21 protein-coding genes and 1 tRNA gene are annotated in these 21,329 nt (G+C 58.0%); 14 read left to right on the top strand and 8 right to left on the bottom strand.

Annotated elements, in window-relative coordinates:
• Positions 1 to 5 precede the first annotated feature (5 nt).
• The 3 genes from ugpA to GA830_RS02660 form a co-directional block, all read right to left on the bottom strand.
• Entirely contained in the window at positions 6 to 902 is an 897-nt protein-coding gene (gene ugpA / locus GA830_RS02670) for a sn-glycerol-3-phosphate ABC transporter permease UgpA (RefSeq protein ID WP_195163581.1), read from the bottom strand.
• A 60-nt stretch (positions 903 to 962) separates the two neighbouring features.
• Entirely contained in the window at positions 963 to 2,273 is a 1,311-nt protein-coding gene (ugpB, locus tag GA830_RS02665) for a sn-glycerol-3-phosphate ABC transporter substrate-binding protein UgpB (RefSeq protein WP_195163580.1), read from the bottom strand.
• Between the two features lie 148 nt (positions 2,274 to 2,421).
• Positions 2,422 to 3,300, bottom strand: a complete 879-nt coding sequence (locus tag GA830_RS02660; protein ID WP_195163579.1) for a DMT family transporter — start codon at positions 3,298 to 3,300, stop codon at positions 2,422 to 2,424.
• 199 nt (positions 3,301 to 3,499) lie between these two features.
• Between GA830_RS02660 and GA830_RS02655 the strand changes: the two genes are divergently transcribed.
• Both GA830_RS02655 and GA830_RS02650 read left to right on the top strand, forming a co-directional pair.
• Positions 3,500 to 4,798, top strand: a complete 1,299-nt coding sequence (locus GA830_RS02655) for an adenylosuccinate synthase (RefSeq protein WP_195163578.1) — start codon at positions 3,500 to 3,502, stop codon at positions 4,796 to 4,798.
• A gap of 104 nt (positions 4,799 to 4,902) precedes the next feature.
• The gene (locus GA830_RS02650) at positions 4,903 to 6,366 is read left to right on the top strand and encodes a hypothetical protein (RefSeq protein ID WP_195163577.1); all 1,464 of its coding nucleotides are present in this window, start codon (positions 4,903 to 4,905) and stop codon (positions 6,364 to 6,366) included.
• Positions 6,367 to 6,439: 73 nt separating this feature from the next.
• On the opposite strand, the gene rpoH is transcribed toward GA830_RS02650, so the two are convergent.
• On the bottom strand, positions 6,440 to 7,345 hold the full coding sequence (gene rpoH, locus GA830_RS02645) for an RNA polymerase sigma factor RpoH (RefSeq protein ID WP_195163576.1): 906 nt from the start codon (positions 7,343 to 7,345) through the stop codon (positions 6,440 to 6,442).
• Positions 7,346 to 7,530: 185 nt separating this feature from the next.
• Positions 7,531 to 8,559, bottom strand: coding sequence for an RluA family pseudouridine synthase (locus tag GA830_RS02640; protein WP_195163575.1), 1,029 nt, complete (start codon positions 8,557 to 8,559; stop codon positions 7,531 to 7,533).
• A 25-nt stretch (positions 8,560 to 8,584) separates the two neighbouring features.
• Here GA830_RS02640 and GA830_RS02635 point away from each other — a divergent pair, with 25 nt between their 5' ends.
• The 3 genes from GA830_RS02635 to GA830_RS02625 all read left to right on the top strand — a co-directional run bounded on the left by GA830_RS02635 (position 8,585) and on the right by GA830_RS02625 (position 9,506).
• Positions 8,585 to 8,968: a fimbrial protein gene (locus tag GA830_RS02635; protein WP_195163574.1), complete on the top strand. Its 384-nt coding sequence runs from the start codon at positions 8,585 to 8,587 to the stop codon at positions 8,966 to 8,968.
• A complete protein-coding gene (locus GA830_RS02630; RefSeq protein WP_195163573.1) occupies positions 8,965 to 9,363 on the top strand; it encodes a VOC family protein in 399 nt (132 codons plus the stop codon). Before GA830_RS02635 ends, GA830_RS02630 begins: the two co-directional genes overlap by 4 nt.
• 68 nt (positions 9,364 to 9,431) lie before the next feature.
• Positions 9,432 to 9,506 (top strand) — tRNA-Glu (locus tag GA830_RS02625).
• Between the two features lie 197 nt (positions 9,507 to 9,703).
• On the opposite strand, the gene GA830_RS02620 is transcribed toward GA830_RS02625, so the two are convergent.
• Positions 9,704 to 10,831: an aminotransferase class I/II-fold pyridoxal phosphate-dependent enzyme gene (locus tag GA830_RS02620; protein WP_195163572.1), complete on the bottom strand. Its 1,128-nt coding sequence runs from the start codon at positions 10,829 to 10,831 to the stop codon at positions 9,704 to 9,706.
• A gap of 35 nt (positions 10,832 to 10,866) precedes the next feature.
• Between GA830_RS02620 and GA830_RS02615 the strand changes: the two genes are divergently transcribed.
• The gene (locus tag GA830_RS02615) at positions 10,867 to 11,625 is read left to right on the top strand and encodes an N-acyl homoserine lactonase family protein (protein ID WP_258045631.1); all 759 of its coding nucleotides are present in this window, start codon (positions 10,867 to 10,869) and stop codon (positions 11,623 to 11,625) included.
• Between the two features lie 15 nt (positions 11,626 to 11,640).
• Here the strand turns inward: GA830_RS02615 and GA830_RS02610 are convergent, their stop codons facing one another.
• Complete coding sequence (locus GA830_RS02610; protein WP_195163571.1) at positions 11,641 to 12,381, bottom strand: SDR family NAD(P)-dependent oxidoreductase; 741 nt, start codon at positions 12,379 to 12,381, stop codon at positions 11,641 to 11,643.
• 102 nt (positions 12,382 to 12,483) lie between these two features.
• Here GA830_RS02610 and GA830_RS02605 point away from each other — a divergent pair, with 102 nt between their 5' ends.
• From GA830_RS02605 to GA830_RS02595, 3 genes are all read left to right on the top strand, one after another.
• On the top strand, positions 12,484 to 13,257 hold the full coding sequence (locus GA830_RS02605) for a GntR family transcriptional regulator (RefSeq protein WP_195163570.1): 774 nt from the start codon (positions 12,484 to 12,486) through the stop codon (positions 13,255 to 13,257).
• 28 nt (positions 13,258 to 13,285) lie between these two features.
• Positions 13,286 to 14,071 (top strand): ABC transporter substrate-binding protein, encoded by a 786-nt coding sequence (locus tag GA830_RS02600; protein WP_258045536.1) that lies wholly within the window; start codon positions 13,286 to 13,288, stop codon positions 14,069 to 14,071.
• 62 nt (positions 14,072 to 14,133) lie between these two features.
• The gene (locus tag GA830_RS02595) at positions 14,134 to 14,808 is read left to right on the top strand and encodes an amino acid ABC transporter permease (protein WP_195163568.1); all 675 of its coding nucleotides are present in this window, start codon (positions 14,134 to 14,136) and stop codon (positions 14,806 to 14,808) included.
• Positions 14,809 to 14,851: 43 nt separating this feature from the next.
• Here the strand turns inward: GA830_RS02595 and GA830_RS02590 are convergent, their stop codons facing one another.
• A complete protein-coding gene (locus GA830_RS02590; protein WP_195163567.1) occupies positions 14,852 to 15,694 on the bottom strand; it encodes an alpha/beta hydrolase in 843 nt (280 codons plus the stop codon).
• A gap of 152 nt (positions 15,695 to 15,846) precedes the next feature.
• On the opposite strand from GA830_RS02590, the gene GA830_RS02585 reads away from it, so the two are divergent.
• The 5 genes from GA830_RS02585 to GA830_RS02565 are packed head-to-tail and all read left to right on the top strand — an operon-like array spanning position 15,847 to position 21,329.
• Positions 15,847 to 18,138 carry a bifunctional salicylyl-CoA 5-hydroxylase/oxidoreductase gene (locus GA830_RS02585; protein ID WP_195163566.1) on the top strand — a complete coding sequence of 764 codons (2,292 nt, stop codon included), beginning with the start codon at positions 15,847 to 15,849 and terminating at the stop codon, positions 18,136 to 18,138.
• Complete coding sequence (locus GA830_RS02580; RefSeq protein ID WP_195163565.1) at positions 18,138 to 18,896, top strand: SDR family NAD(P)-dependent oxidoreductase; 759 nt, start codon at positions 18,138 to 18,140, stop codon at positions 18,894 to 18,896. Before GA830_RS02585 ends, GA830_RS02580 begins: the two co-directional genes overlap by 1 nt.
• The gene (locus GA830_RS02575) at positions 18,890 to 19,366 is read left to right on the top strand and encodes a MarR family winged helix-turn-helix transcriptional regulator (protein WP_195163564.1); all 477 of its coding nucleotides are present in this window, start codon (positions 18,890 to 18,892) and stop codon (positions 19,364 to 19,366) included. Before GA830_RS02580 ends, GA830_RS02575 begins: the two co-directional genes overlap by 7 nt.
• 11 nt (positions 19,367 to 19,377) lie before the next feature.
• The gene (locus tag GA830_RS02570; protein ID WP_195164729.1) at positions 19,378 to 20,181 is read left to right on the top strand and encodes an enoyl-CoA hydratase family protein; all 804 of its coding nucleotides are present in this window, start codon (positions 19,378 to 19,380) and stop codon (positions 20,179 to 20,181) included.
• Entirely contained in the window at positions 20,181 to 21,329 is a 1,149-nt protein-coding gene (locus GA830_RS02565) for an acyl-CoA dehydrogenase family protein (protein WP_195163563.1), read from the top strand. Before GA830_RS02570 ends, GA830_RS02565 begins: the two co-directional genes overlap by 1 nt.

Below are 21,329 nucleotides of genomic sequence, written 5' to 3'. Positions count from 1 at the left end.
CCGGCTTACCCATAATGCACGCGCTTCTCGACGAAGCGGAACTGGAAGATGGCGAGGGCAACAACCATGGCCATCAGAATCACCGATTGGGCAGCGCTGTCGCCGAGGATGAGATTGACGAAGCCGTCATTGTAAAGCTTGTAAACCAGTGTTTCGGTGGCCTTGCCGGGACCGCCGCCGGTGACCGTATGGATGATGCCGAACGTGTCGATAAAGGCATAGGTGGTGTTGATGACCAGCAAGAAGAATGTCGTCGGCGCAAGCAGCGGGAAGACAATCGTCCAGAAGCGTTTGGTCGGCCCGGCGCCGTCGATGGCAGCAGCCTCGATCAGCGTTTTCGGGATGGCTTGAAGGCCGGCGACGAAGAACAGGAAATTGTAGCTGATCTGCTTCCATGATGCAGCCGCTACCACCAGGATCATTGCATCCGTGCCGTTGAGAAGCGGGTCCCAGGAAATGCCCATCCACCGCAACCCGTAGGCCAGCGTTCCGATGGAGGGATTGAACAGGAAGAGCCAGAGCATGCCGGCGATCGCCGGAGCTACGGCATAAGGCCAGATCAAAAGCGTACGATAGAGACCGCGGCCACGCACCACCTTGTCGGCCATGACGGCGAGCAGCAGTGCCACTGACATAGCAACAAAGGCGGTCGCCACCGAAAACACCGCCGTGACCTTGATCGAATTAAGGTAGGACGGATCGGACAGTACGCGCTTGAAGTTGTCGAACCAGACGAAGCTGGAGTTCAGCCCGAAGGGATCTTCGCGCAGCATCGACTGATAGAGCGCCTGACTGGCCGGCCAGTAGAAAAACACCAGCGTGATGGCGAGCTGTGGCGCGACCAGAAGATACGGCAACACCCTGTTGGGAAATACGACGCGTGGAGACAGGACTTCCTCCATTCAGGCAGGGATTGTCCCACGCAAATTGCGCAGGACAATCGCGTTGACATCGGCTCGAAACTAGTTGCCGATCGCCTGCTGGATCGCCGCGTTGCCGCGCGATACGATGTTGTCGAGTGCCTGCTGGGCAGTCTGATCACCAGCCAGCATCTTCTCGTACTCCTCGTTCTCGATGTCGCGAACCTGCGGCAGGTTGACGAGGCGAACACCCTTTGAATTGGCGGTTGGCTCTTTGCCGAGCATCTGGGTGATGGGAGTTTCGCGGCCAGGATTCTTCTCATAGAAACCGGACTTTTTGGTTTCCTCATAGGCGGCTAAAGTGACCGGCAGATAGCCCGAAACCTGATGCAAGCGCGCCTGAATCGAAGTCTGCGACAGGAAAGTGAAGAACGCCGCGACGCCCTTGTATTCCTCGTCCGATTTGCCGGCAAAGACCCACAGGCTCGCACCGCCTGGAATGGTGTTCTGCGGCGCATTCGGCGCTTCGGGATCATACGGCAACTGGCCGATGCCATAATTCATGCCAGACTTCACAATGTCGCCAAGGCCGCCCGACGATTCGGTGAAGATGCCGCATTCGCCGGCGAGGAAGATCTGCTTGGCTTCCGAGGTGCGGCCGCCATACTTGAATGTGCCGTCCTTGGCGAGGTCGGCCAGTTCCTGGAAATGCTTGACGAACACCGGAGAATTTACGGTCAGCTCGACATCAGTGCCGGCGAGGCCGTTTTCCATGGTACCGTACTGGAGGTCATTCCAGGCGGCGAAATTCTCGGTGTGGATCCAGGTGAGCCAGGTCGAGGTGTAGCCGCAAGGCGCCGCGCCGCTGGTCTTGATCTTTTTGGCGGCTTCCCACACTTCCGGCCAGGTTTTTGGCGGATTGTTGACGTCCAGGCCAGCCTTCTCAAAGATATCCTTGTTGAAATAAAGGATCGGCGAGGAGGAGTTGTAGGGGAAGGAGAGCATGGTGCCGTCCGGCTTGGAATAATAGGCCGCGATGCCCGGCAAGTACTGGCTCTTGTCGAAGGCTGTTCCGCCCATGGAGAGGATTTCGGCAACTGGCTTCACGGCGCCTTCGGCCGCCATCATGACGCCGGTGCCAACATCGAACACCTGCATGATGTGCGGTGGCTGCTTGGCGCGGAAGGCGGCTATGCCGGCGTTCAACGTCTCAGGATACGTGCCCTTGAACACAGGAACGACCTTGTAGTCGCTCTGACTTTCGTTGAATTCCTTGGATAGGGTTTCGACGACTTCGCTGTTGGCGCCAGTCATCGCGTGCCACCAAGAAATCTCCGTAACAGCAAAGGCGGAGGTCGACGACAGCAGGGTAAATGTGGCAGCCAAGCCGGCCGCAAAGCCTTGAAAAGACATGTTGTTCTCCCGTTTTAGTTGGCGAGATAGTGATATCTCGCGCTCAGGAGTATCTTTCAATTATGACAGGCCGACAATCGTTTTGTTACAGTTGGGCCAAACGAGGTTACGCAGGGTCGCAGTGTCGGTGCCGTCGCAGCCGGCGCTCCTAGCGCCTTCTGGATTCAGCCAAGCCGATACCGCCCAGCACCAGAACCAGCGCTACGGCGTGGTGGAGCTGGAAGGCCTCGCGCAGGATCAGGATCGACAGGAGTGTGCCGAAGATCGGCACCAGGTTGATGAACAGCCCGGCTCGGTTGGCGCCGATCAGTTCGACGCCGCGAATGTAGAAGATCTGCGCCAGGATCGAGGGGAACAGCACCGTGTAGGCCACAACGGCCCAGCCGCGCAGGTCTGGCACGATGCCGGCGCCGCTGTGAAACTCGATCATGGCAAAGGGCAGCGAGGCGATGAACGCGCAGCCGCACAGCATGATCATCAGGCTTTGCCAGTGGATCTGGGGCTTGAAGCGCAGCGCCACCGTGTAGGAGCTATAGACCAGCACTGCCACCAGCATCAGCGCATCACCAAAATTCAGATCGAGATCGAGCAACCGGGACAAGTCGCCATGGCTGGCGGTCAGCAATACGCCGGCAATCGCCAGTACCGAGCCGAAAATCTGCAAGGTCGAGACCCGGGTGCGGAACAAGACAAAGTTGGCCAGAAGGATCACCATTGGAATGCCGGCTTGCTCGATGCTGACATTGATCGCGCTGGTGTAATGGAGTGCCGAATAGAGCGCGACGTTGAAGAGTGTGAACCCCAGCGTTCCGAGTGTTGCGAGCAAGACCAGATGTTTGCGCACTATCGGCCAGTCGGCTTTGAGACGTGGCCAGCCGATGGCCAGAAGAAAAGCCAGCGCCCATCCCCACCGCATCGTTGTCAAAAGAAGTGGCGATATATGGCCGACCGACAGCTTGCCGGCGATGGCATTGCCGCCCCAAAACAGGGTCGTCAGCAGAAGCAGAGCATAGGCGTTGCGGTTCATGGGAGGTTTTCGGTTCGCTGTATTTGTTCGCGACCTATGGTCTGGGGTTGGCGAAGTAAATGACACGAGCACCAAAATTTATTGGGCCTCAGTGTTTCCGTCCACAAAGAATGGTCGCACTTGGCCAGCCGGGGCGCTATAGAGGCCTGTCTTTCGGGCGCCCGGTCGCGCCCGCGCATGTGCGTGAAAGGAATTTTGTATGGCCAATGTGGTGGTGATCGGTTCGCAATGGGGCGATGAGGGCAAGGGCAAGATCGTCGACTGGCTGTCGGAGCGTGCCGATGTCGTCGTGCGCTTCCAGGGGGGCCACAACGCCGGTCACACGCTGGTTGTCGACGGCAAGGTTTACAAGCTGTCGCTGCTGCCTTCCGGTGTCGTGCGTGAGGGCAAGCTCTCGGTCATTGGAAACGGCGTCGTATTCGACCCGCATGCTTTTGTCGCTGAGGCTGCCAAACTGCGCGACCAGGGTGTCGACATCTCGCCCGAACGGCTGAAGATCGCTGAAAACACTGCGCTTATCCTGTCATTGCACCGCGAACTGGACGGCTTCCGCGAAGACGCTGCTTCCAACTCCGGCACCAAGATTGGCACTACCCGCCGGGGCATCGGCCCCGCCTATGAAGACAAGGTCGGCCGGCGCGCCGTGCGTGTGATGGATCTTGCAAGCCTCGATACGCTGCCAGCCAAGGTGGATCGCCTGCTCACCCACCACAACGCACTGCGTCGCGGGCTTGGCCATTCCGAAGTGTCGCACGAAACAATCATGACAGAGCTCACCTCTGTCGCCGATCAGATACTGCCCTATATGGACCGTGTCTGGAAGATTCTGGACGACAAGCGCCGTGCCGGCGCGCGCATCCTGTTTGAAGGCGCGCAGGGCACGCTTCTGGATATCGACCATGGAACCTATCCGTTCGTGACTTCTTCCAACACCATTGCCGGGCAGGCTGCCACCGGATCGGGCGTCGGGCCGGGCGCGATCGGTTATGTGCTGGGCATCACCAAAGCCTATACAACAAGGGTAGGCGAGGGACCCTTCCCGACCGAGCAAACCAACGAGATTGGCGAGTTTCTCGGCACCAAGGGCCATGAATTCGGCGTCGTCACCGGGCGCAAACGTCGTTGCGGCTGGTTCGATGCGGTATTGGTGCGCCAGGCCGTCGCTGTCAACGGCATCAATGGCATTGCGCTGACCAAGCTTGATGTTCTGGACGGGTTGGATGAGATCAAGGTGTGCACCGGCTATAAGCTTGATGGCGAGACAATCGATTATTTGCCCGCCAGCCAAGGCGCGCAAGCACGTGTGGAACCGATCTATACGACGCTGGAAGGCTGGAAAGGTACGTCTGCTGGCGCCCGCAGCTGGAATGACCTTCCGGCACAGGCCGTGAAGTATGTGCGCTACATCGAAGAGCTTATCGGCGCGCCGGTTGCTCTTCTCTCGACTAGTCCTGAGCGCGACGACACCATACTTGTGACGGACCCATTTCAAGATTAGACCATTATTCAGTGACAACAGGTACAATACGATTGGAAAGCTGGTGTTGACCGGCTTCGGTTGCCGGAGATGCCGGCGCGCGAAACTTACAGGTTAGACGACGCATGGCAGATTTTGCTGCGGTTCTGAAGAAAACGATCGACGGCCTTGCGGATGCGACACCGCACATGCGTGAGCGCGTCTATGAAAAGGCACGCGCGACGGTTTCGGCCAAGCTCAAGGCCATCAACCCGCCACCCGCTGCTGCCGTTATCGAGCGTCAGACGAAATCGCTTGAAGACGCCATCAGCGAGATCGAAGCCGAATACCGCGCCGGAGAGTATGACGATGATCCGCTGGCTGGCCTGGATACTATGTTTTCAGAAATGGACGAGCCGGTGCGCGCTGAGGCTGTGCCAGCGTCCGAACCAGGCAGAAGTTTTGAAATCAAGCCGGCCGATGACTATGATCCAAAGCCATTCGCCGAAACACCGGTCGAGCCGTCGCCACAGATGGGTGATCGCGGCCAGTTTGATGACGCGGTTGCCGAGGGTCGGACTTATGTCGACGATTTCGAACCGGCGCCGCGCAAGCGCAACTTTGCTGGTATTATCGCGGCGCTGATTATTCTGGCACTGCTTGGCGGCGGAGCCTATGCAGCCTGGCTCAACAAAGAAGATCTTTCCGCGATGTTCGGGATCGGTGCGCCGGTTACGGCAACGGATACGCCCGCCGACGTGGCGGTGCCTGTTCCGGCGCCAACTGCTGGGGCAACCGAAACAGCCGCCACGCCGGAAAAATTCACCCAACGCCTGAACAGCGATGGCACGGAGATTGACGAGGGTCCGGCAGCCGGCGCGCAGACCATTGGCGAAGGTACGTCGGTTGCATCGGCAACTCAGTCATCAACGGAAGAAGGAACGCCGCCAGCGGTTGACCCGGAACAGCCGGAACCAGTTGCAGCGCCGACCGAAAGTGCGGAGGCTGCGGCAGCAGCGCCGGCAGCGCCTGCTACCGAGGTGCCTGCACTGGCTGTCGGCCAGAAGGCGATCTTCTACGAGGAGCGTACCAACCAGGCGCAAGGCTCGGCCGATACCGGCTCAATTGTCTGGTCAGTGGTGCAGGAGTCGCCCGGTGGTGATCTGCCACCTGAGCCGGCTATTCGCGCCGAGGCGACCATACCCGGCAAGGAGCTGCAGCTGCGCATGACGATCCGCCGCAACGGCGACACGACTTTGCCTGCAAGCCATATTATCGAGATGATCTTCCTGACTCCCGAGAATTTTGACGGCGGCGGGATCGAGAATATTCTCAGGGTTTCGCTGAAAGACTCAGAGCAATCCGCCGGCAATGCATTGCTTGGCATTCCAGCCAAGATCGCCGACGGCTTCTTTCTGGTTGCACTGACCGACACAAAGGCAGAGGTCAGCGCGAACCTGACCATGCTGGGCCGTGATCAATGGATCGATGTGCCGCTGGTCTACAAGAATGGCCGTCGGGCGCTCATCACTATGGAAAAAGGCATTCCCGGTGACAAGGCGTTCGATGAAGTGATCAAAAGTTGGCAAGCGAAAGCTTCGGCCGGCTAGCATTGCCCGCATGCGCGCAAAAAAACCCGCCGATGGCGGGTTTTTTAATCTACAATGGTTTGCTGGCGAAGGTCTAAAGCGCGGCCTCAATCGGGCGCAGCGCTTGGGCCTGCCGTCTGGCGGCGGCCTTGACGGCATCCTGGACCTTCTCAAAAGCACGCACCTCAATCTGGCGCACGCGTTCGCGACTGATGTCGAATTCGCCGGACAGTTCCTCAAGCGTCAGTGGATCCTCGGAGAGCCTGCGGGCTTCGAAGATGCGCTTCTCGCGATCGTTGAGGACAGAGATCGCGCCGGCGAGCATGCCGCGGCGATTTTCCAGTTCGTCCTGCTCGATCAGCATGTCTTCCTGGCTTTCGTGGTCGTCGACCAGCCAGTCCTGCCATTCACCGGATTCGCCTTCGCTGGCCCGGATTGGCGCGTTGAGCGAGGCATCACCCGAAAGACGGCGGTTCATCGAGACCACTTCGGCCTCGCTGACATTCAGCCTCGTGGCAATCTCGGTGATGTGCTCAGGCTTCAGATCGCCATCGTCGAGTGCCTGAATCTTGCCCTTGACCTTGCGCAGGTTAAAGAACAGCCGCTTCTGGTTGGCGGTGGTCCCCATCTTGACCAGGCTCCATGAGCGCAGAACATACTCCTGGATCGAAGCCTTGATCCACCACATGGCATAGGTTGCCAGACGGAAACCGCGCTCTGGCTCGAATTTTTTGACGGCCTGCATCAGCCCGACATTACCCTCGGAAATCACCTCACCAATCGGCAGTCCGTAGCCGCGATAGCCCATAGCAATCTTGGCGACGAGACGCAGATGGCTGGTGACAAGTTTGTGAGCCGCCCCTGTATCCTCGTGCTCCTGATACCGCTTGGCGAGCATATACTCTTCCTGCGGCTGCAGCATGGGGAAGCGGCGGATTTCTTCCAGATAGCGGGACAGGCCGCCTTCGCCGGAAACAACACTGGGTAGTGACTGGGCCATAAAGCACCCTCCTCTTTAAATTTGCCCCCTGAACAAGGCGGGCTTAAGGCGCGACCAGCGACGATGCTGCGCCGCACACAAGGGAATTATACAGGAACAAAACGAGAAGCACAGGCTTTTGTTCACCCGAAAACAGACTGTCACGGCAAAGTGACCAATGCCAGTCAACTTTAATCAACAAAGGTTCAGAGATTTCGAAGGCCATCGAGAATGGCCTGCATGTCGGCAGGAAGCGGTGCCTCAAAACTCATTTTGATTTGGGTGACAGGGTGCAAGAATGCGAGAAGTCCTGCATGCAGTGCCTGGCGTGGAAAGGATTTTACCAACGTTTGGACAGGCTCTGGCAGTCGGTTGGCTTTGGTGCGGAGGGCTTGGCCGTAGTCGGGATCGCCGATCACCGGATGACCGATATGGGCCATGTGGACGCGGATCTGGTGGGTGCGACCGGTTTCGAGCCGGCATTCTACACTGGCAGCGTGCACGCCTTTGAGATCCTGTTCTCCAAATTTCTCCAGAACCGTGAAATGCGTCACGGCATGGCGAGCATCGTCGCGGCCCTCTGGCACCACAGCGCGGCGCACGCGGTCGGCCGCGCGTCCCAGATGCGCATCGACCTTTCCGGTCATGCGCGGCGGAATACCCCAGACCAGCGCCTGATAGGCGCGCTCCAGTTCGCCGCTGGCGCCATGGTCGGCGAAGGCTTCCGAAAGCGCGCGATGGGCGATGTCGCTCTTGGCTACCACCATCACACCGGTGGTTTCCTTGTCGAGGCGGTGAACAATGCCGGGGCGGCGTACGCCACCAATGCCGGACAGGCTGTCGCCGCAATGGTGGATCAGTGCGTTGACCAGCGTGCCGGTCCAGTTACCGGCGCCGGGGTGCACCACCAGGCCGGCGGGCTTGTTGATAACGATCAGGCTGTCGTCTTCATAGAGGACATCTAGCGGAATGTTTTCGCCCTGCGGCTCGGCGGGTTCCGGCTCCGGGAGGTCGATCCGGGCGATGTCGCCATCGGCCATCTTGCGCTTGGGCTGGTCAGAAACCACACCGCCGATACTGACCGCTCCCTGACGGATCAGGGTCTGGACGCGGTTGCGGGAGAAATCCGCCCCGAGGGCAGCGGCAAGCCATTGATCAAGCCGCTGACCTGCGGCATCGGCATCCGCCTGCAGCACTTTCAATCCGGTATCGGCTTCGCTATCAGGAGCGTTCATTCAAATCCCGCTGGAAATTTTGCATATGGCACAACTCAAGGCCGACCAAGAAGACGAGCCGCTTGATCCTGCGGTGGAGAAGGTGCGCCGCAAGCTTGTCCGCTTCGTGGGCATCAATCTCGGCCTGTTGTTCCTCGCCCTTATGGCGGTGGTGGGAGCAATTGTCTACAAAAGCGGTCGCGATACGGCAAAGCCCGAAGCATCTGTTGGGCTCGTGCCGGCACCGGCCGAGGGTGGTATGCTGGAAGGCGAGATTATTTTGCCGGCCGGAGCGCGGATCATATCCCAGAGCCTGTCGGGCAACCGTATCGCACTGAATATCATGCTGTCCGACGGACAGCTCGCGATCCTTGTCTACGACATCGCCGAGAAACGCATCATCGGAAAGTTTGCGGTAACGGCGCAATGACCACACCTTCGCGCCGCCTGGCAACGGTTGCGCTGGTTGTTGGCGACTATGATGAAGCCGTGTCCTGGTACACACAGAAACTCGGATTCCAGCTTGTCGAGGATGTCGCGCTCGGCGAGGGCAAGCGCTGGATAATTGTCCAGCCGGGGCAGGGTGGCGCCCGGCTTTTACTGGCGCAGGCCGACAATGAGGCGCAGCGCGCGGCCATTGGAAACCAAACCGGCGGTCGTGTCTTTCTGTTTCTTGAGACTGCTGATTTCTACCGCGATTACGCTGCCATGCTGGCCAACTGTGTGATTTTTCAGGAAACGCCGCGGCACGAGGCCTACGGAACGGTCGCTGTCTTTGCCGATCTCTACGGTAATCGTTGGGATCTGATCCAGCCGCGCGGTTGAGCTTGCTGACCATGGCGGAATGCAGTTGCCTTTTTCTGGCCTCTCGCCTATATCGCCACAGATCTTCCGCGCCCATCGTCTAGCGGTCAGGACACCGCCCTCTCACGGCGGGAACAGGGGTTCGATTCCCCTTGGGCGTACCACCATTTTTCTTTTGAAATCGGTTCTTATGTCCCGTCTACCTTTGGTCGGTGTTTCCCTGCGCACCACCAGTCCGCGTGACCGGCTAAGCATCGAGGTTTTGCCGCAGGATAGCCGATTCCACATGGCCCTGCCGTCGGTCGGCTCGGTGCTGGTGGGCCTAAGCCAGCAATGGCGATGTCGCGCTGCTGCGCTTTGCTTACCCTTGCAATTCTTCCAGCAACGCCGCAAGACGGCTCAATCCTTCTTCCAGATTGACCGCAGCGCCGCCGCCAACGCCCAGTCTTATATGGTTGGGTTGGTCATAGGCATCGCCGGGGATCAGGAATGTCTTGTAGGGCGGTGCCAGTAATTTGCGGGCAAACGCTTCGCCGCCCATATCGAGATGCAGGCGCGCAAGGCCAATCAGGCCTGCCTGCGGACGCACCCATGACAGAAGCGGCTGTTCTTCAATGAAGCGGTCGAGCATCTCAAGGTTTGTTTCCCCCTCGCTGCGCGCCTTGGTCATGGCTGCGTGGTAGCGGTCGGGGCGCAGGGCGATTTCGGCAATTACTTCACCCATGATGTTCATGATCTCGCTGGAGTTTTCGCGCAGGATGATCGCGTCAAACACCAGTTCGCGGTCGCGGCAGATCAACCATCCTGTGCGCAGGCCCTGAAGGCCAAGCGCCTTGGAGACGCTGCCGGTGGTGATGCCGCGCTCATAGATGCCAGCAATGGAGGGCCGTCGCTCGCCGTCCCATTCCAGTCCGGCATAGACCTCATCGACAAGCACATAGGTGCCATGCTGGCGGGCTATGTCGGCGATCTCTGAAAGCTCCTCAGTGCTGAACAAGCGCCCTGTCGGGTTGTTGGGATTGGTCAGGAAAATAAGTTTCGTGCGCGCGTTGACCGCAGCCCGCAGCGCCCCCATCGGGAAAGCCCAGCCATCCGCTTCTTCCCGGCGGATCAGCCTTGCTTGGGCTTCAAGCGCCTTGGCCATGACACCGGCCTGTGGCCAGCCCGGCGTTTCGAGAACGAACTCATCGCCCGGCTGAAGCAATTGGCGCATGACCAGATAATTGGCTTCGGCAGCACCCGCCGTGATCAGAACATCATCAGGCGAACAGGTCTTTTCGAGATTTGCCTGGCGCAGCACATGGCCACGCAGCGCTGGCAGGCCCTGAAAGGACTGGCAGTTCCAGTCCAGAGACAGGTTAGGATCGAGATCACTCAGAAATGCGCCCAAGGTGGGGGAGCTGGAGAGCGAGAAGCCCAGAACGGCATCTGGCTTTTCAGTGGTCGTATCCAGAAGGTAATCGAATAGCTTGTGTATCTCGACTTTCATGATAACAGTACATTTCCTTGTTCTGGAGATTGGTTGTGTTGATTGAAAGATTTGCGAATGACTTCGCGGCAAAGTTGTTTATTATGGACTATGGTTTATTTACGGTCCACGAGAATGGTCGGGTTATTGGTATTTGCGGTTATCTGATACAGACGCAAAATGGCAAGAACATACTTGTTGATACCGGATTCCCGAAGAAATATGCCTACGACATGGCGAAGGCCTCCGAGGAGGATAGGCTGTATGAATTTGGCGAAGTGATCCATTTGGACGCAGATAATCTGCCGGCGGGACAGCTCGCCCGGATTGGGCTTGAGATGACAGATATTGACTGTCTGGTCATGTCGCACACCCATATCGACCATGTTGGCGGGATAGGGGATTTTGGCCATGCGCCTATGGTCATCGGCGCTGCGGAACGTGCACTGCCCAAGCCATTATATTGGCGGGGCGCGCAGCCGTTTGACTGGCCGGATGTCGAAACAATCACGGTCGATGCCGATGTCGATCTTTGTGGTGGCGTACGCCTTTTGGTGACGCCCGGACACAGCCCAGGACATTTGTCGCTTCTGGTCGAGTTGCCCGAAACCGGTTGCGTGCTTTTGACCGCAGATGCCATTTCGCGTCCAGCCGAGGTGGATGAGCGCTTTGCCGGTTCGTGGAATGAGGAGATGGCGATTGCGAGCGCGGATCGCATTCTCTCTTTGGCCAGTGCGCGCGATGCATTTGTCATTTACGGCCACTCCCCAGAGCAGTGGCCGACGCTTCGCAAGGCACCAGATTTCTACAGATGAGTGCTCGCGGCGGCTTCACCGCACGTCGCGTCCCTGATTGAGAATGATGACATTCCCGCTGGCAATATCGCCAGCCGGGGAGGCCAGAAAAGCAACCCATGCGGCGACTTCTTGGGGCTGCATGGCGCGTCCATGCGGCATGGCGCTGATTGCCTTGTTGAGAACCTCTGCCGTTAAAACGTTGAACAGCGGGGTCTCTGTCATGGCGGGGGCGATTGAGTTCACGCTGATCTTGTCACGTGCAAAACGCCGCGCCAGATCCTTGGTCAAATTATCGAGAGCTGCCTTGCTGGCGCGGTAATGGGGTGGGTCGAACACATCGAAATTATAGGCGCCGTTGGAAGATATGTTGATGATCTTCTTCACACCATCGCGCTTGAGCATGCGCTGCACGGCCTGCTGGCAGCAATGGAAAGCGCTGGAAAAATTGATCGACATTTGCAGATCAAACTCGCTGGCCGGAATATTCGGGAAATCGCTCATGAAGCAGGTGCCCGCATTGTTCACGAGGACATCGACTGCGCCAAAGCGCTGATCAATTGCGGCAAACGCGTTCTCGATGGCGCTCGCATCCGTCAGGTCGCAGGTGAGCGGCTGGAATTCGGCCTGGGGATCTAGAAGTGCGCCCAGCTCTGCAAGGCCCGCTTCATTGACGTCGAGACCCACAATGTCATGCCCGCTTTGCGAAAGCGCGCGGGCGATGGCTCGTCCCATCCCCCCTGCTGCGCCGGTTATCACTGCTATTTTTCGGCTCATATTCTCTGTCCCCTGCTTCGGCTTCTCGATTGGCCGCGTATTCGAAGAATTGTAACAACATTCTACTGGATTTCAAGAATTATATATAATACTGACTATCCTATGAAATTGGTTGAGCCCGCCATCCCCAAGTCAGAAAGCGCTTTTGAAGCGATGCGCCGCGATATTGTGAGCGGTGTTCTGGCGCCGGGGCAGCCCTTGCGCATGGCCTATCTGCAAAAGCTCTACGGGCTGGGGGCTACGCCCATTCGTGAAGCGCTTTCGCGGCTGGAAGAAAAGCGCATGGCGGTGCTGGTTCCGAACCGGGGTTATACGGTTGCGCCGGTGTCGCTGGCGGAGCTGGAAGATCTCGAACTGGCACGCGAGACGGTTGAATGCGCATTGCTGGAGGATGCGATTGCGCATGGGGACACCCAATGGGAGGCCGAGATCGTTGCTGCCCATTACAGCCTATCGCGCTGCGCCATGCCGATTGGCAGCAATGATGCGGGGGTGCGGCTTCACTGGGTTGATATTCATGATGGGTTTCACCGGCGTCTTGTCGCTGCGGCCCGTTCCTCATGGCTAAAATCCTTTCAGGACCAGACGCTGGAGCAGTTGCAGCGCCACCATCAGGCGCTTCTGTTTCATCCGGATGCGGTCAATCCCGAACGCCCGTCTGCGCATGATCCAGCGATGGAAGCCATGCTGCGCGACGTACTGGCGCTGGAGCCGCATACGCGCCTCATGCAGGCGACGCTCGACCGCGACACTGCGGCTGCATCCACTCTTTTGCGCGCGCATATCAGGCTGGCGCTTGATCTGCACCGCGCGATCTCGGGCACCAAAGCCGGGACAGGAACTGCGCCCTCTCCGCTGAAGAGGGTCGCGGGCTAGGCTAAAATCTATAATGGGAGGAATACTCGTGAAATCACTTCTGACTGCTGCCTTCGCCGCCATGCTCGCGGCTGCATCTGGAACTGCCTTTGCCGATACGCTTCAGGTGGGCGCATACCCATCCAATCCACCTTGGGAGTTCAAGAACGAGCAGAGCATGTTTGAGGGTTTCGAGGTTGATCTCGTCAATGAGATCGGCAAGCGTCTCGGCGCAGAGATCGTTTATCAGGATCTTGGTTTCCAGGCGCTGTTTGCTGCCACAAGCTCTGGCCGTATCGACATGGCCATTTCCACAATCACCATCACCGATGAGCGCCTGCAGAGCCAGTCGTTCACGCAAGGCTATTATGACAGCGATCTGGCGCTGATTGCCACCAAGGATGGTGAGGTCAAGTCGATGGCTGACATGAAGGGCAAGACGGTCGGTGTTCTGTCCTCGTCGATTGCCGAAAAATGGGCCAATGAGAATAAGGATAAGGCCGGATTTGAAGAAATTCGCGGCTATCCGGAACAGCAGAACCTGCTTCTCGATGTTCAGTCTGGCCGCCTTGCCGGTGCTGTTGGCGATATTGCGGGCTATCAATATGCGTTCAAGAACATGCCAACTATGCAGGTTCTCGACCGTATTGCCACGGGCGACCGCTTTGCAATCATGATGCCGAAGGGCTCGAAGAACCTAGAGCGCGTGAACGAAGCTGTCAGCGCGATCAAGAATGACGGAACACTGGCCAAGATACATGAAAAATGGCTAGGCGCGCCTGCTGACCCGGAAACCTCCACCGTCAAGGTGGTGGATATGCCGGTCGCCAAGTAGGCCATTGCGGGAGGCGTATGCTCAGGCATCGCCTCCCACTTTCATTCAGTCAGGATCATGCAATGCCGGGGTTTGTCGATACATTCCTGAACATAGATGTTTTTATCCGTATTTTGCCCATGCTTCTCAAGGGCGTCACCAACACTGTCCTGCTGGCACTCACGACGATTATTTTCGGCGGCATTGTTGGTGTTATCCTGTGCCTGATGCGGCTTTACGGGCCGCGCTGGCTGCGGCTTCTGGCGGTCATGTATGTCGATATATTCCGGGCACTGCCGATCCTGGTGGTGCTGGTGCTCATCTATTATGCGCTGCCGTTTCTGGGTATCCGCCTCAACGCGTTTGTATCGGCCACCATGGCTCTCGGGCTGGTCTTTTCGTCCTTTACGGCGGAAGTGCTGCGGGCCGGCATCCAGTCCATACCCATTGGCCAGTTCGAAGCGTCACAGGCGCTTGGCATGCCGTTCTGGGTCACGATCTACAAGGTTATCCTGCCACAGGCTTTCCGTGTCGCTATTCCACCCCATACCAGCAATTCGGTGGCTATTGCGAAGGACACATCGCTGGCTTCGGTCGTGGCGATGCCAGATCTCTTGAAGCAGGCAACGGATGCGCAGGCGCTGACGGCCAATCCGACCCCGCTGATTGCGGCGGCGCTGATGTATCTCATCGTGCTGTGGCCCCTCGTGCGGATGGTTTCTTATCTGGAACATCGCTACCGGCCGGTTGGCCGCTGAGCCCCAATATCACCCGCACGGGCCGTCGATTTGGTCATAAAGCTTACCGTGACGCATGCAGGCCAAGCAGGTTTCTCGTGAGCGGATGATCTGCATTGGCGAGACCGTCGATCACGTCAAAATGGTGGCGATCGGGCTCCACAACGGTCGATGTACTGGCACCAAGGCCGGTCCAGATATTGGCCAGAAGCGCATTCTGGCGCACAAACTCCGAACGCTCTGATGATCCGACCCAGCAGGTAATGCGTGCGTCTTCCATCGGATGCAGCAAGGCGGGGCTTTCTGCTGCCGCTTCAGCCTCGTCGATCCGCAAGTCCTTGTTCAATGCGGTCTTCATCAGGGGCCGCAGGTCGTGGACGCCGGATATGGATACTGTATTGCGCACCCGCCGCTTTAGTGTGTCGGCAAGAGGCGTGGTCTGGCTCACCAAGCGGGAAACGAGGTGACCGCCTGCAGAATGCCCTGTGAGCATGATTGGCCCCTCGACCATTTCTGCAACGCGAGTGACTGCGGTACCGATCTCCTTGGTGATATCAGCGATCCTTGCGTCGGGGCAAAGGGTGTAAGATGGCATCGCCACCGCATAGCCGTTTGCCAGACTGCCCGCTGCCAGGTGGGACCAGAAACTTTTGTCGAGAGCCTTCCAGAACCCTCCGTGAACAAAAACGACGAGCCCTAATGGTGCGCTGGTAGGCAGGAACAGATCGAGCCGATTGCGCGCACCGGTACCGTATTCGATATCCAGCCGTGCTCTGCCATCATCTACGAGCGTCTCGCGAAAAAGCCTTGCTGGCTTGACCCACAAATCGGGCCAGCGATCGCCGCCGGGAATGTTGGCTCCATTGGCGTAAGCGTTGTCCCAATCCATGATGCTGTGCTCGATCATATGTGCCCCCGTCTCTGTTCGGTGCAGGCGACATTAAGTTCTGCGACCTGTCAATTCCTGCGCAAAATTATTTTAAACATAAAATTTATATGCTTGAAATGTTGGATGTGCGGTGCAATGCTTCAGGAAATGGGAAGAGGAGGCGATTGCGCATGAAAGTTGCAGTCCTTGGTGGTGGTCCGGCTGGCCTCTATTTCGCGATATCTATGAAGCTGCGCGATGCTGGCCATCAGGTCACTGTAATCGAGCGCAACAAGCCTGATGATACATTCGGCTGGGGTGTCGTGCTTTCCGATGAAACGCTCGACAATCTGGCCGCTAATGATGCTGTCAGCGCAGACTGGATCCGTGAAGAGTTTGCCTATTGGGACGACATTGCTGTTGTCCACAAGGATGTGCGCACTGTTTCAACGGGGCACGGCTTTTGTGGCATTGGCCGCAAGAAGCTTTTGGTTCTCCTGCAGAAGCGGGCGCGTGAACTGGGCGTTGAGCTGTGCTTCGAGACTGAGGCGCGCGACCCCGATTTTTACATGGATGCCTATGATCTGGTCGTGGCTTCGGACGGCGTCAATTCGCGCACACGCACGGCGCTGGAGCATATTTTCAAGCCTGACATTGATATGCGCCGCTGCAAGTTTGTCTGGCTTGGCACGCATCAGAAATTCGACGACGCTTTCAGCTTCATCTTCGAGGAAACCGAACATGGCTGGCTGTGGGCACATGCCTATCAGTTCGATGCGGACACGGCGACTTTCATCGTGGAATGTTCGCAGGAGACGTGGGAAAAGTTCGGCTTCGGTGACATGTCGCAGCAAGAATCCGTTGCCATTTGTGAACGGATTTTCGAAAAGCATCTTGGCGGCCATGCGTTGATTTCCAACGCAGCGCATGTGCGTGGATCAGCCTGGATCAATTTCCCGCGGGTTCTGTGCGAACGCTGGTCCTATCGCAATCTCGCATTGATGGGCGATGCGGCGGCGAGTGCGCATTTTTCCATCGGTTCCGGTACCAAGCTGGCGCTGGAAAGTGCTGTTGCGCTGGCCGAATATGTGCACACCGAAAAGAGCCTCGATGCGGCATTTGCCAAATATGAAGATGCACGTCGCACCGAGGTGTTGCGCCTCCAATCAGCCGCGCGCAATTCGCTGGAATGGTTTGAGGATGTGGAGCGCTATTTAGGTCTCGATCCGGTTCAGTTCAATTATTCCCTTCTCACGCGCTCGCAGCGCATCGGTCATGAGAATTTGCGCCTGCGCGACCCTGAATGGATGAAGCGTGCAGAGGGCTGGTTTCAGGAGCAGGCGGGAGGCGTGACGGATGAGGCGCGTGCGCCGATGTTTGCGCCTTTTAAATTGCGCGAGATGGATTTGAAGAACCGCATCGTCGTCTCCCCGATGGCGCAGTATAAGGCGGTTGATGGCTGCCCAACGGACTGGCACTTTGCCCATTATGCCGAACGTGCCAAGGGCGGGGCAGGGCTCGTCTATATTGAGATGACCTGTGTTTCGCCGGAAGGGCGTATCACGCCGGGTTGTCCCGGTTTTTATGCGCCTGAACATGAGATCGCCTGGAAGCGGCTGGTTGGTTTTGTTCATGCAGAGACTGACGCAAAACTTTGCGCACAGATTGGCCACTCCGGCCCCAAAGGTTCTACTCGGCTTGGCTGGGAAGGGACGGACGTTCCGCTTGCAGAGGGCAATTGGCCTATTCTTTCTGCATCTGCCATGGCCTGGTCACCACAGAACCAGACGCCCAAGGCAATGGACCGCGCAGATATGGACGCGGTGCGCGATGCATTTACAGAGGCCGCAAAGATGGCCGACAGATGCGGCTTCGACATGATCGAAATCCACGCAGCGCATGGCTATCTTCTGTCCAGTTTCATCACGCCGCTGAGCAATCATCGCACGGATGAATATGGTGGCTCTCTGGAAAACCGGATGCGCTATCCGCTGGAGATATTCCATGCGGTTCGCAAAGTGTGGTCTTCGTCCAAGCCTATCTCCGTGCGCATTTCGGCAAATGACTGGGTTGGTCCTGAGGGCGTGGAACCGGAAGAAGCCGTTGCCATTGCACAGATGTTGAAAGATGCTGGCGTTGATATTTGCGATGTGTCCGCAGGGCAGACGTCGCAGCGGGCAAAACCCGTTTATGGCCGCATGTTCCAGACACCTTTCTCGGACCGTATCCGCAATGATACCGGCATCGCGACCATGGCGGTGGGCAATATTTATGAACCGGATCACGTGAATTCTATCCTGATGGCAGGGCGCGCGGATCTGGTTTGCCTTGCACGACCGCATCTGGCTGATCCTTATTGGACACTTCACGCTGCGGCGCAGCTTGGTGAAAAAAATGTTCGCTGGCCTGATCCCTATCTGCCTGGACGCGATCAGCTTTACCGGCTGGCGGAACGGCAGGACGCGATGACGGGAAAAGTCTGATGGCGAGCAAGCGACACGCCCTTGTGACTGGCGGAGGCTCTGGCGTTGGCAGAGCTATCGCGCTGGCGCTGGCGGGTGTGGGTATCCCGGTCACCATTTGCGGCCGGGGACAGGATGCGTTGGATGCGGTCTGCGCCGAGAACAATTTGATTTTCGGGGTCACGGCGGATGTGACCGATGAGGCTTCGCTTGTCGCGCTTTATGAAACAGCACAGGCGGCACGTGGACCGTTTGATATAATTGTGGCCAATGCCGGCATGGCAGGAAGTTCGGCTGCGCACAAAACCAGTCTTGCCGATTGGCAGCGCACCATTGACGTCAATCTGACAGGTTCTTTCCTGACGGTGAAGCCAGCCCTTTCATCCATGGCGAAGGCGAAGGGTGGGCGCATCATTTTCGTGGCGTCTGTCGCGGGGCTCAAAGGGTATAGTTACGTGGCGCCCTATGTTGCTGCCAAGCATGGCGTCATCGGTTTGATGCGGGCATTGGCGGTGGAAATGGCGAAGACTGGCGTGACCGTCAATGCCGTGTGCCCGGGCTTTGTGGAAACGGAAATGCTGGAAGAATCCGTTGCGCGGATCGTGGCGACTACCGGGCGCAGCGATGAAGAGGCGCGCGCCAGCCTGATGGTGACCAACCCGCAGGGCCGGTTCATTCAACCCGAAGAAGTGGCTGCGGCGGTATTGTGGTTGTGCTCGGAACGCTCCGGCTCGATAACCGGCCAGTCGATCTCTGTATCAGGAGGTGAGACGTGGTAAGCGCGCCGCTCTCCGCTGTTGAATCCAGTGCTGGAAGCAAGGAGCGTCTGCGCTTGTGGATCCGACTGCTGCGCGTTTCGCGGGTGGTTGAAAGTGAATTGCGCGAGAGATTGAAGCGCGACTTCAACTCGACACTGCCGCGCTTCGATGTGATGGCGGCACTCTATCGTGCGCCCGACGGCATGTTGATGAGTGATCTGTCACGCTTTCTGCTCGTCTCGAACGGCAATGTGACCGGTATCATTGATCGGCTTGTCACGGATGGGTTTGTGGTTCGGGCGCAAAGAGAAGGTGACAGGCGCACCTCTATCGTGCGGTTGACTGCGCAGGGCGAAGCCGAGTTCGGACGTATGGCTGCCGTTCATGAAGCATGGATTGGGGAACTTCTCGGCGATGTCGGGGAGACTGATGCGCACCGCCTGTCGGGCATGCTCAAGGCATTCCGCAGCAATTGGGAGGGCGAGGTATGAACGGCATCAAGATGGCTTCACGCGCGCCGAAGCATTTTATCTTGTCGGTTGAAGACCGTGTTGCGCGGGTGAGGCTTGATCGACCCGAACGCAAGAACCCGCTGACATTCGAATCTTATGCAGAATTGCGCGATTTCTTCCGAGATCTCGTTTACGCCGATGATGTGGATGCGGTGGTGTTTTTGCCCAATGGCGGCAATTTCTGCTCCGGCGGTGATGTTCATGACATTATTGGTCCGCTGGTTGGAATGGACATGAAGGGGCTTTTGGCCTTCACCCGCATGACCGGCGATCTGGTCAAGGCGATGCTCAATTGCGGCAAGCCTATTATTGCTGCCGTTGACGGTGTTGCGGTTGGTGCGGGCGCCATCATTACCATGGCATCAGACATAAGACTGGCGACGCCTGAGGCAAAGACTGCGTTCCTGTTCACCAGAGTGGGTCTTGCTGGTTGCGACATGGGGGCGTGCGCTATCCTGCCTCGCCTGATTGGGCAGGGCCGTGCCGCCGAACTTCTCTATACGGGGCGTTCGATGAGCGCTGCCGAAGGCGAACGCTGGGGCTATTTCAACCGGCTTGTCGCGCAGGACCAGTTGGAAGCCGATGCGTTGGAGCTGGCAGGCCGGATCGTTGCGGGGCCGACATTTGCCCATGGCATCACCAAAACCCAGCTCAATCAGGAATGGTCGATGGGCCTTGATCAGGCCATTGAGGCGGAAGCGCAGGCGCAGGCTATCTGCATGAAGACCGCGGATTTTGAACGCGCCTATCATGCGTTTGTTGCAAAACAAAAACCTGTTTTCGAGGGCAATTGATGGCTGACACCAGCTTCCTCAACTGGCCGTTTTTTGAAGATCACCACCGCGCTTATGCCGCGCGTTTGGAGGCATGGTGCGTGGCAAATCTGCCGGTAGACCATGCCGATGTTGATGAGGCGTGCCGCAAGCTCGTGGCCGTGCTTGGTCGGGATGGCTGGTTGAAGGCTACAGCAATCGACCCTGCCAATCCCGGGCCGCTTGATGTGCGCACCTTGTGCATTACCCGCGAGACATTGGCACGCCATGATGGGCTTGCAGATTTCGCCTTCGCCATGCAGGGGCTCGGCACGGGTGCAATCAGTCTATTCGGAAGCGATGCGCAGAAAGAATGGCTGTACCGTACACGAAGCGGCGAAGCACTTGCGGCGTTCGCGCTTTCAGAGCCGCGTTCGGGATCGGACGTTGCCAATATGGACATGCAGGCGCGCCGTGATGGTGACGACTATATTCTCGATGGCGAGAAGACCTGGATTTCCAATGGCGGTATCGCCGACTTTTACGTGACTTTTGCGCGAACCGGTGAAGCGCCTGGAGCAAAAGGGCTTTCAGCCTTTCTGGTTCCTGCGGACACAGCGGGACTTTCGGTTGCTGAGCGTATTGAGGTGATTGCGCCGCACCCTCTTGCGCGGCTTTCCTATCAGGGAGTTCGCGTGCCGACCACGGCCATGATCGGCAGACCGGGCGAGGGGTTTCGCCTTGCCATGTCGGTGTTGGATGTTTTCCGTTCAACAGTTGGCGCAGCCGCTTTGGGCTTTGCTCGGCGCGCACTTGACGAGACAATTGCACGGGCGCGGGAACGCCAGCTTTTTGGCGCACCGATGAGCGAATTGCAGATGGTGCAGGGCCACATTGCCGATATGGCGCTTGATGTCGATGCAGCAGCGCTGCTCGTCTACCGGGCAGGGTGGACCAAGGATCAAGGTGCTGCGCGCGTGACGCGTGAAGCGGCGATGGCAAAGCTCTATGCTACCGATCGCGCGCAAAGCGTGATCGACAAGGCGGTGCAATTGCATGGTGGTGATGGTGTGCGCAGGGGGCACATTGTCGAAAGCCTGTATCGGGAAATTCGCGCATTGCGCATCTATGAGGGCGCATCAGACGTCCAGAAGGTGGTGATTTCGCGTCAGGTCATGGGAGGGGGATGA

The sequence above is a fragment of the Mesorhizobium sp. NBSH29 genome (assembly GCF_015500055.1).
Classification (GTDB): Bacteria; Pseudomonadota; Alphaproteobacteria; order Rhizobiales; family Rhizobiaceae; genus Neomesorhizobium.
This window is presented reverse-complemented; position numbering and strand designations above follow the sequence as displayed.

Excerpts from the sequence above, each read along its gene's own strand:
- ugpA (WP_195163581.1), bottom strand. The coding sequence starts at position 902 with ATGGAGGAAGTCCTGTCTCCACGCGTCGTATTTCCCAACAGGGTGTTG.
- ugpB (WP_195163580.1), bottom strand. The coding sequence starts at position 2,273 with ATGTCTTTTCAAGGCTTTGCGGCCGGCTTGGCTGCCACATTTACCCTG.
- GA830_RS02660 (WP_195163579.1), bottom strand. The coding sequence starts at position 3,300 with ATGAACCGCAACGCCTATGCTCTGCTTCTGCTGACGACCCTGTTTTGG.
- GA830_RS02655 (WP_195163578.1), top strand. The coding sequence starts at position 3,500 with ATGGCCAATGTGGTGGTGATCGGTTCGCAATGGGGCGATGAGGGCAAG.
- GA830_RS02650 (WP_195163577.1), top strand. The coding sequence starts at position 4,903 with ATGGCAGATTTTGCTGCGGTTCTGAAGAAAACGATCGACGGCCTTGCG.
- rpoH (WP_195163576.1), bottom strand. The coding sequence starts at position 7,345 with ATGGCCCAGTCACTACCCAGTGTTGTTTCCGGCGAAGGCGGCCTGTCC.
- GA830_RS02640 (WP_195163575.1), bottom strand. The coding sequence starts at position 8,559 with ATGAACGCTCCTGATAGCGAAGCCGATACCGGATTGAAAGTGCTGCAG.
- GA830_RS02635 (WP_195163574.1), top strand. The coding sequence starts at position 8,585 with ATGGCACAACTCAAGGCCGACCAAGAAGACGAGCCGCTTGATCCTGCG.
- GA830_RS02630 (WP_195163573.1), top strand. The coding sequence starts at position 8,965 with ATGACCACACCTTCGCGCCGCCTGGCAACGGTTGCGCTGGTTGTTGGC.
- GA830_RS02620 (WP_195163572.1), bottom strand. The coding sequence starts at position 10,831 with ATGAAAGTCGAGATACACAAGCTATTCGATTACCTTCTGGATACGACC.
- GA830_RS02610 (WP_195163571.1), bottom strand. The coding sequence starts at position 12,381 with ATGAGCCGAAAAATAGCAGTGATAACCGGCGCAGCAGGGGGGATGGGA.
- GA830_RS02605 (WP_195163570.1), top strand. The coding sequence starts at position 12,484 with ATGAAATTGGTTGAGCCCGCCATCCCCAAGTCAGAAAGCGCTTTTGAA.
- GA830_RS02595 (WP_195163568.1), top strand. The coding sequence starts at position 14,134 with ATGCCGGGGTTTGTCGATACATTCCTGAACATAGATGTTTTTATCCGT.
- GA830_RS02590 (WP_195163567.1), bottom strand. The coding sequence starts at position 15,694 with ATGATCGAGCACAGCATCATGGATTGGGACAACGCTTACGCCAATGGA.
- GA830_RS02585 (WP_195163566.1), top strand. The coding sequence starts at position 15,847 with ATGAAAGTTGCAGTCCTTGGTGGTGGTCCGGCTGGCCTCTATTTCGCG.
- GA830_RS02580 (WP_195163565.1), top strand. The coding sequence starts at position 18,138 with ATGGCGAGCAAGCGACACGCCCTTGTGACTGGCGGAGGCTCTGGCGTT.
- GA830_RS02570 (WP_195164729.1), top strand. The coding sequence starts at position 19,378 with ATGGCTTCACGCGCGCCGAAGCATTTTATCTTGTCGGTTGAAGACCGT.
- GA830_RS02565 (WP_195163563.1), top strand. The coding sequence starts at position 20,181 with ATGGCTGACACCAGCTTCCTCAACTGGCCGTTTTTTGAAGATCACCAC.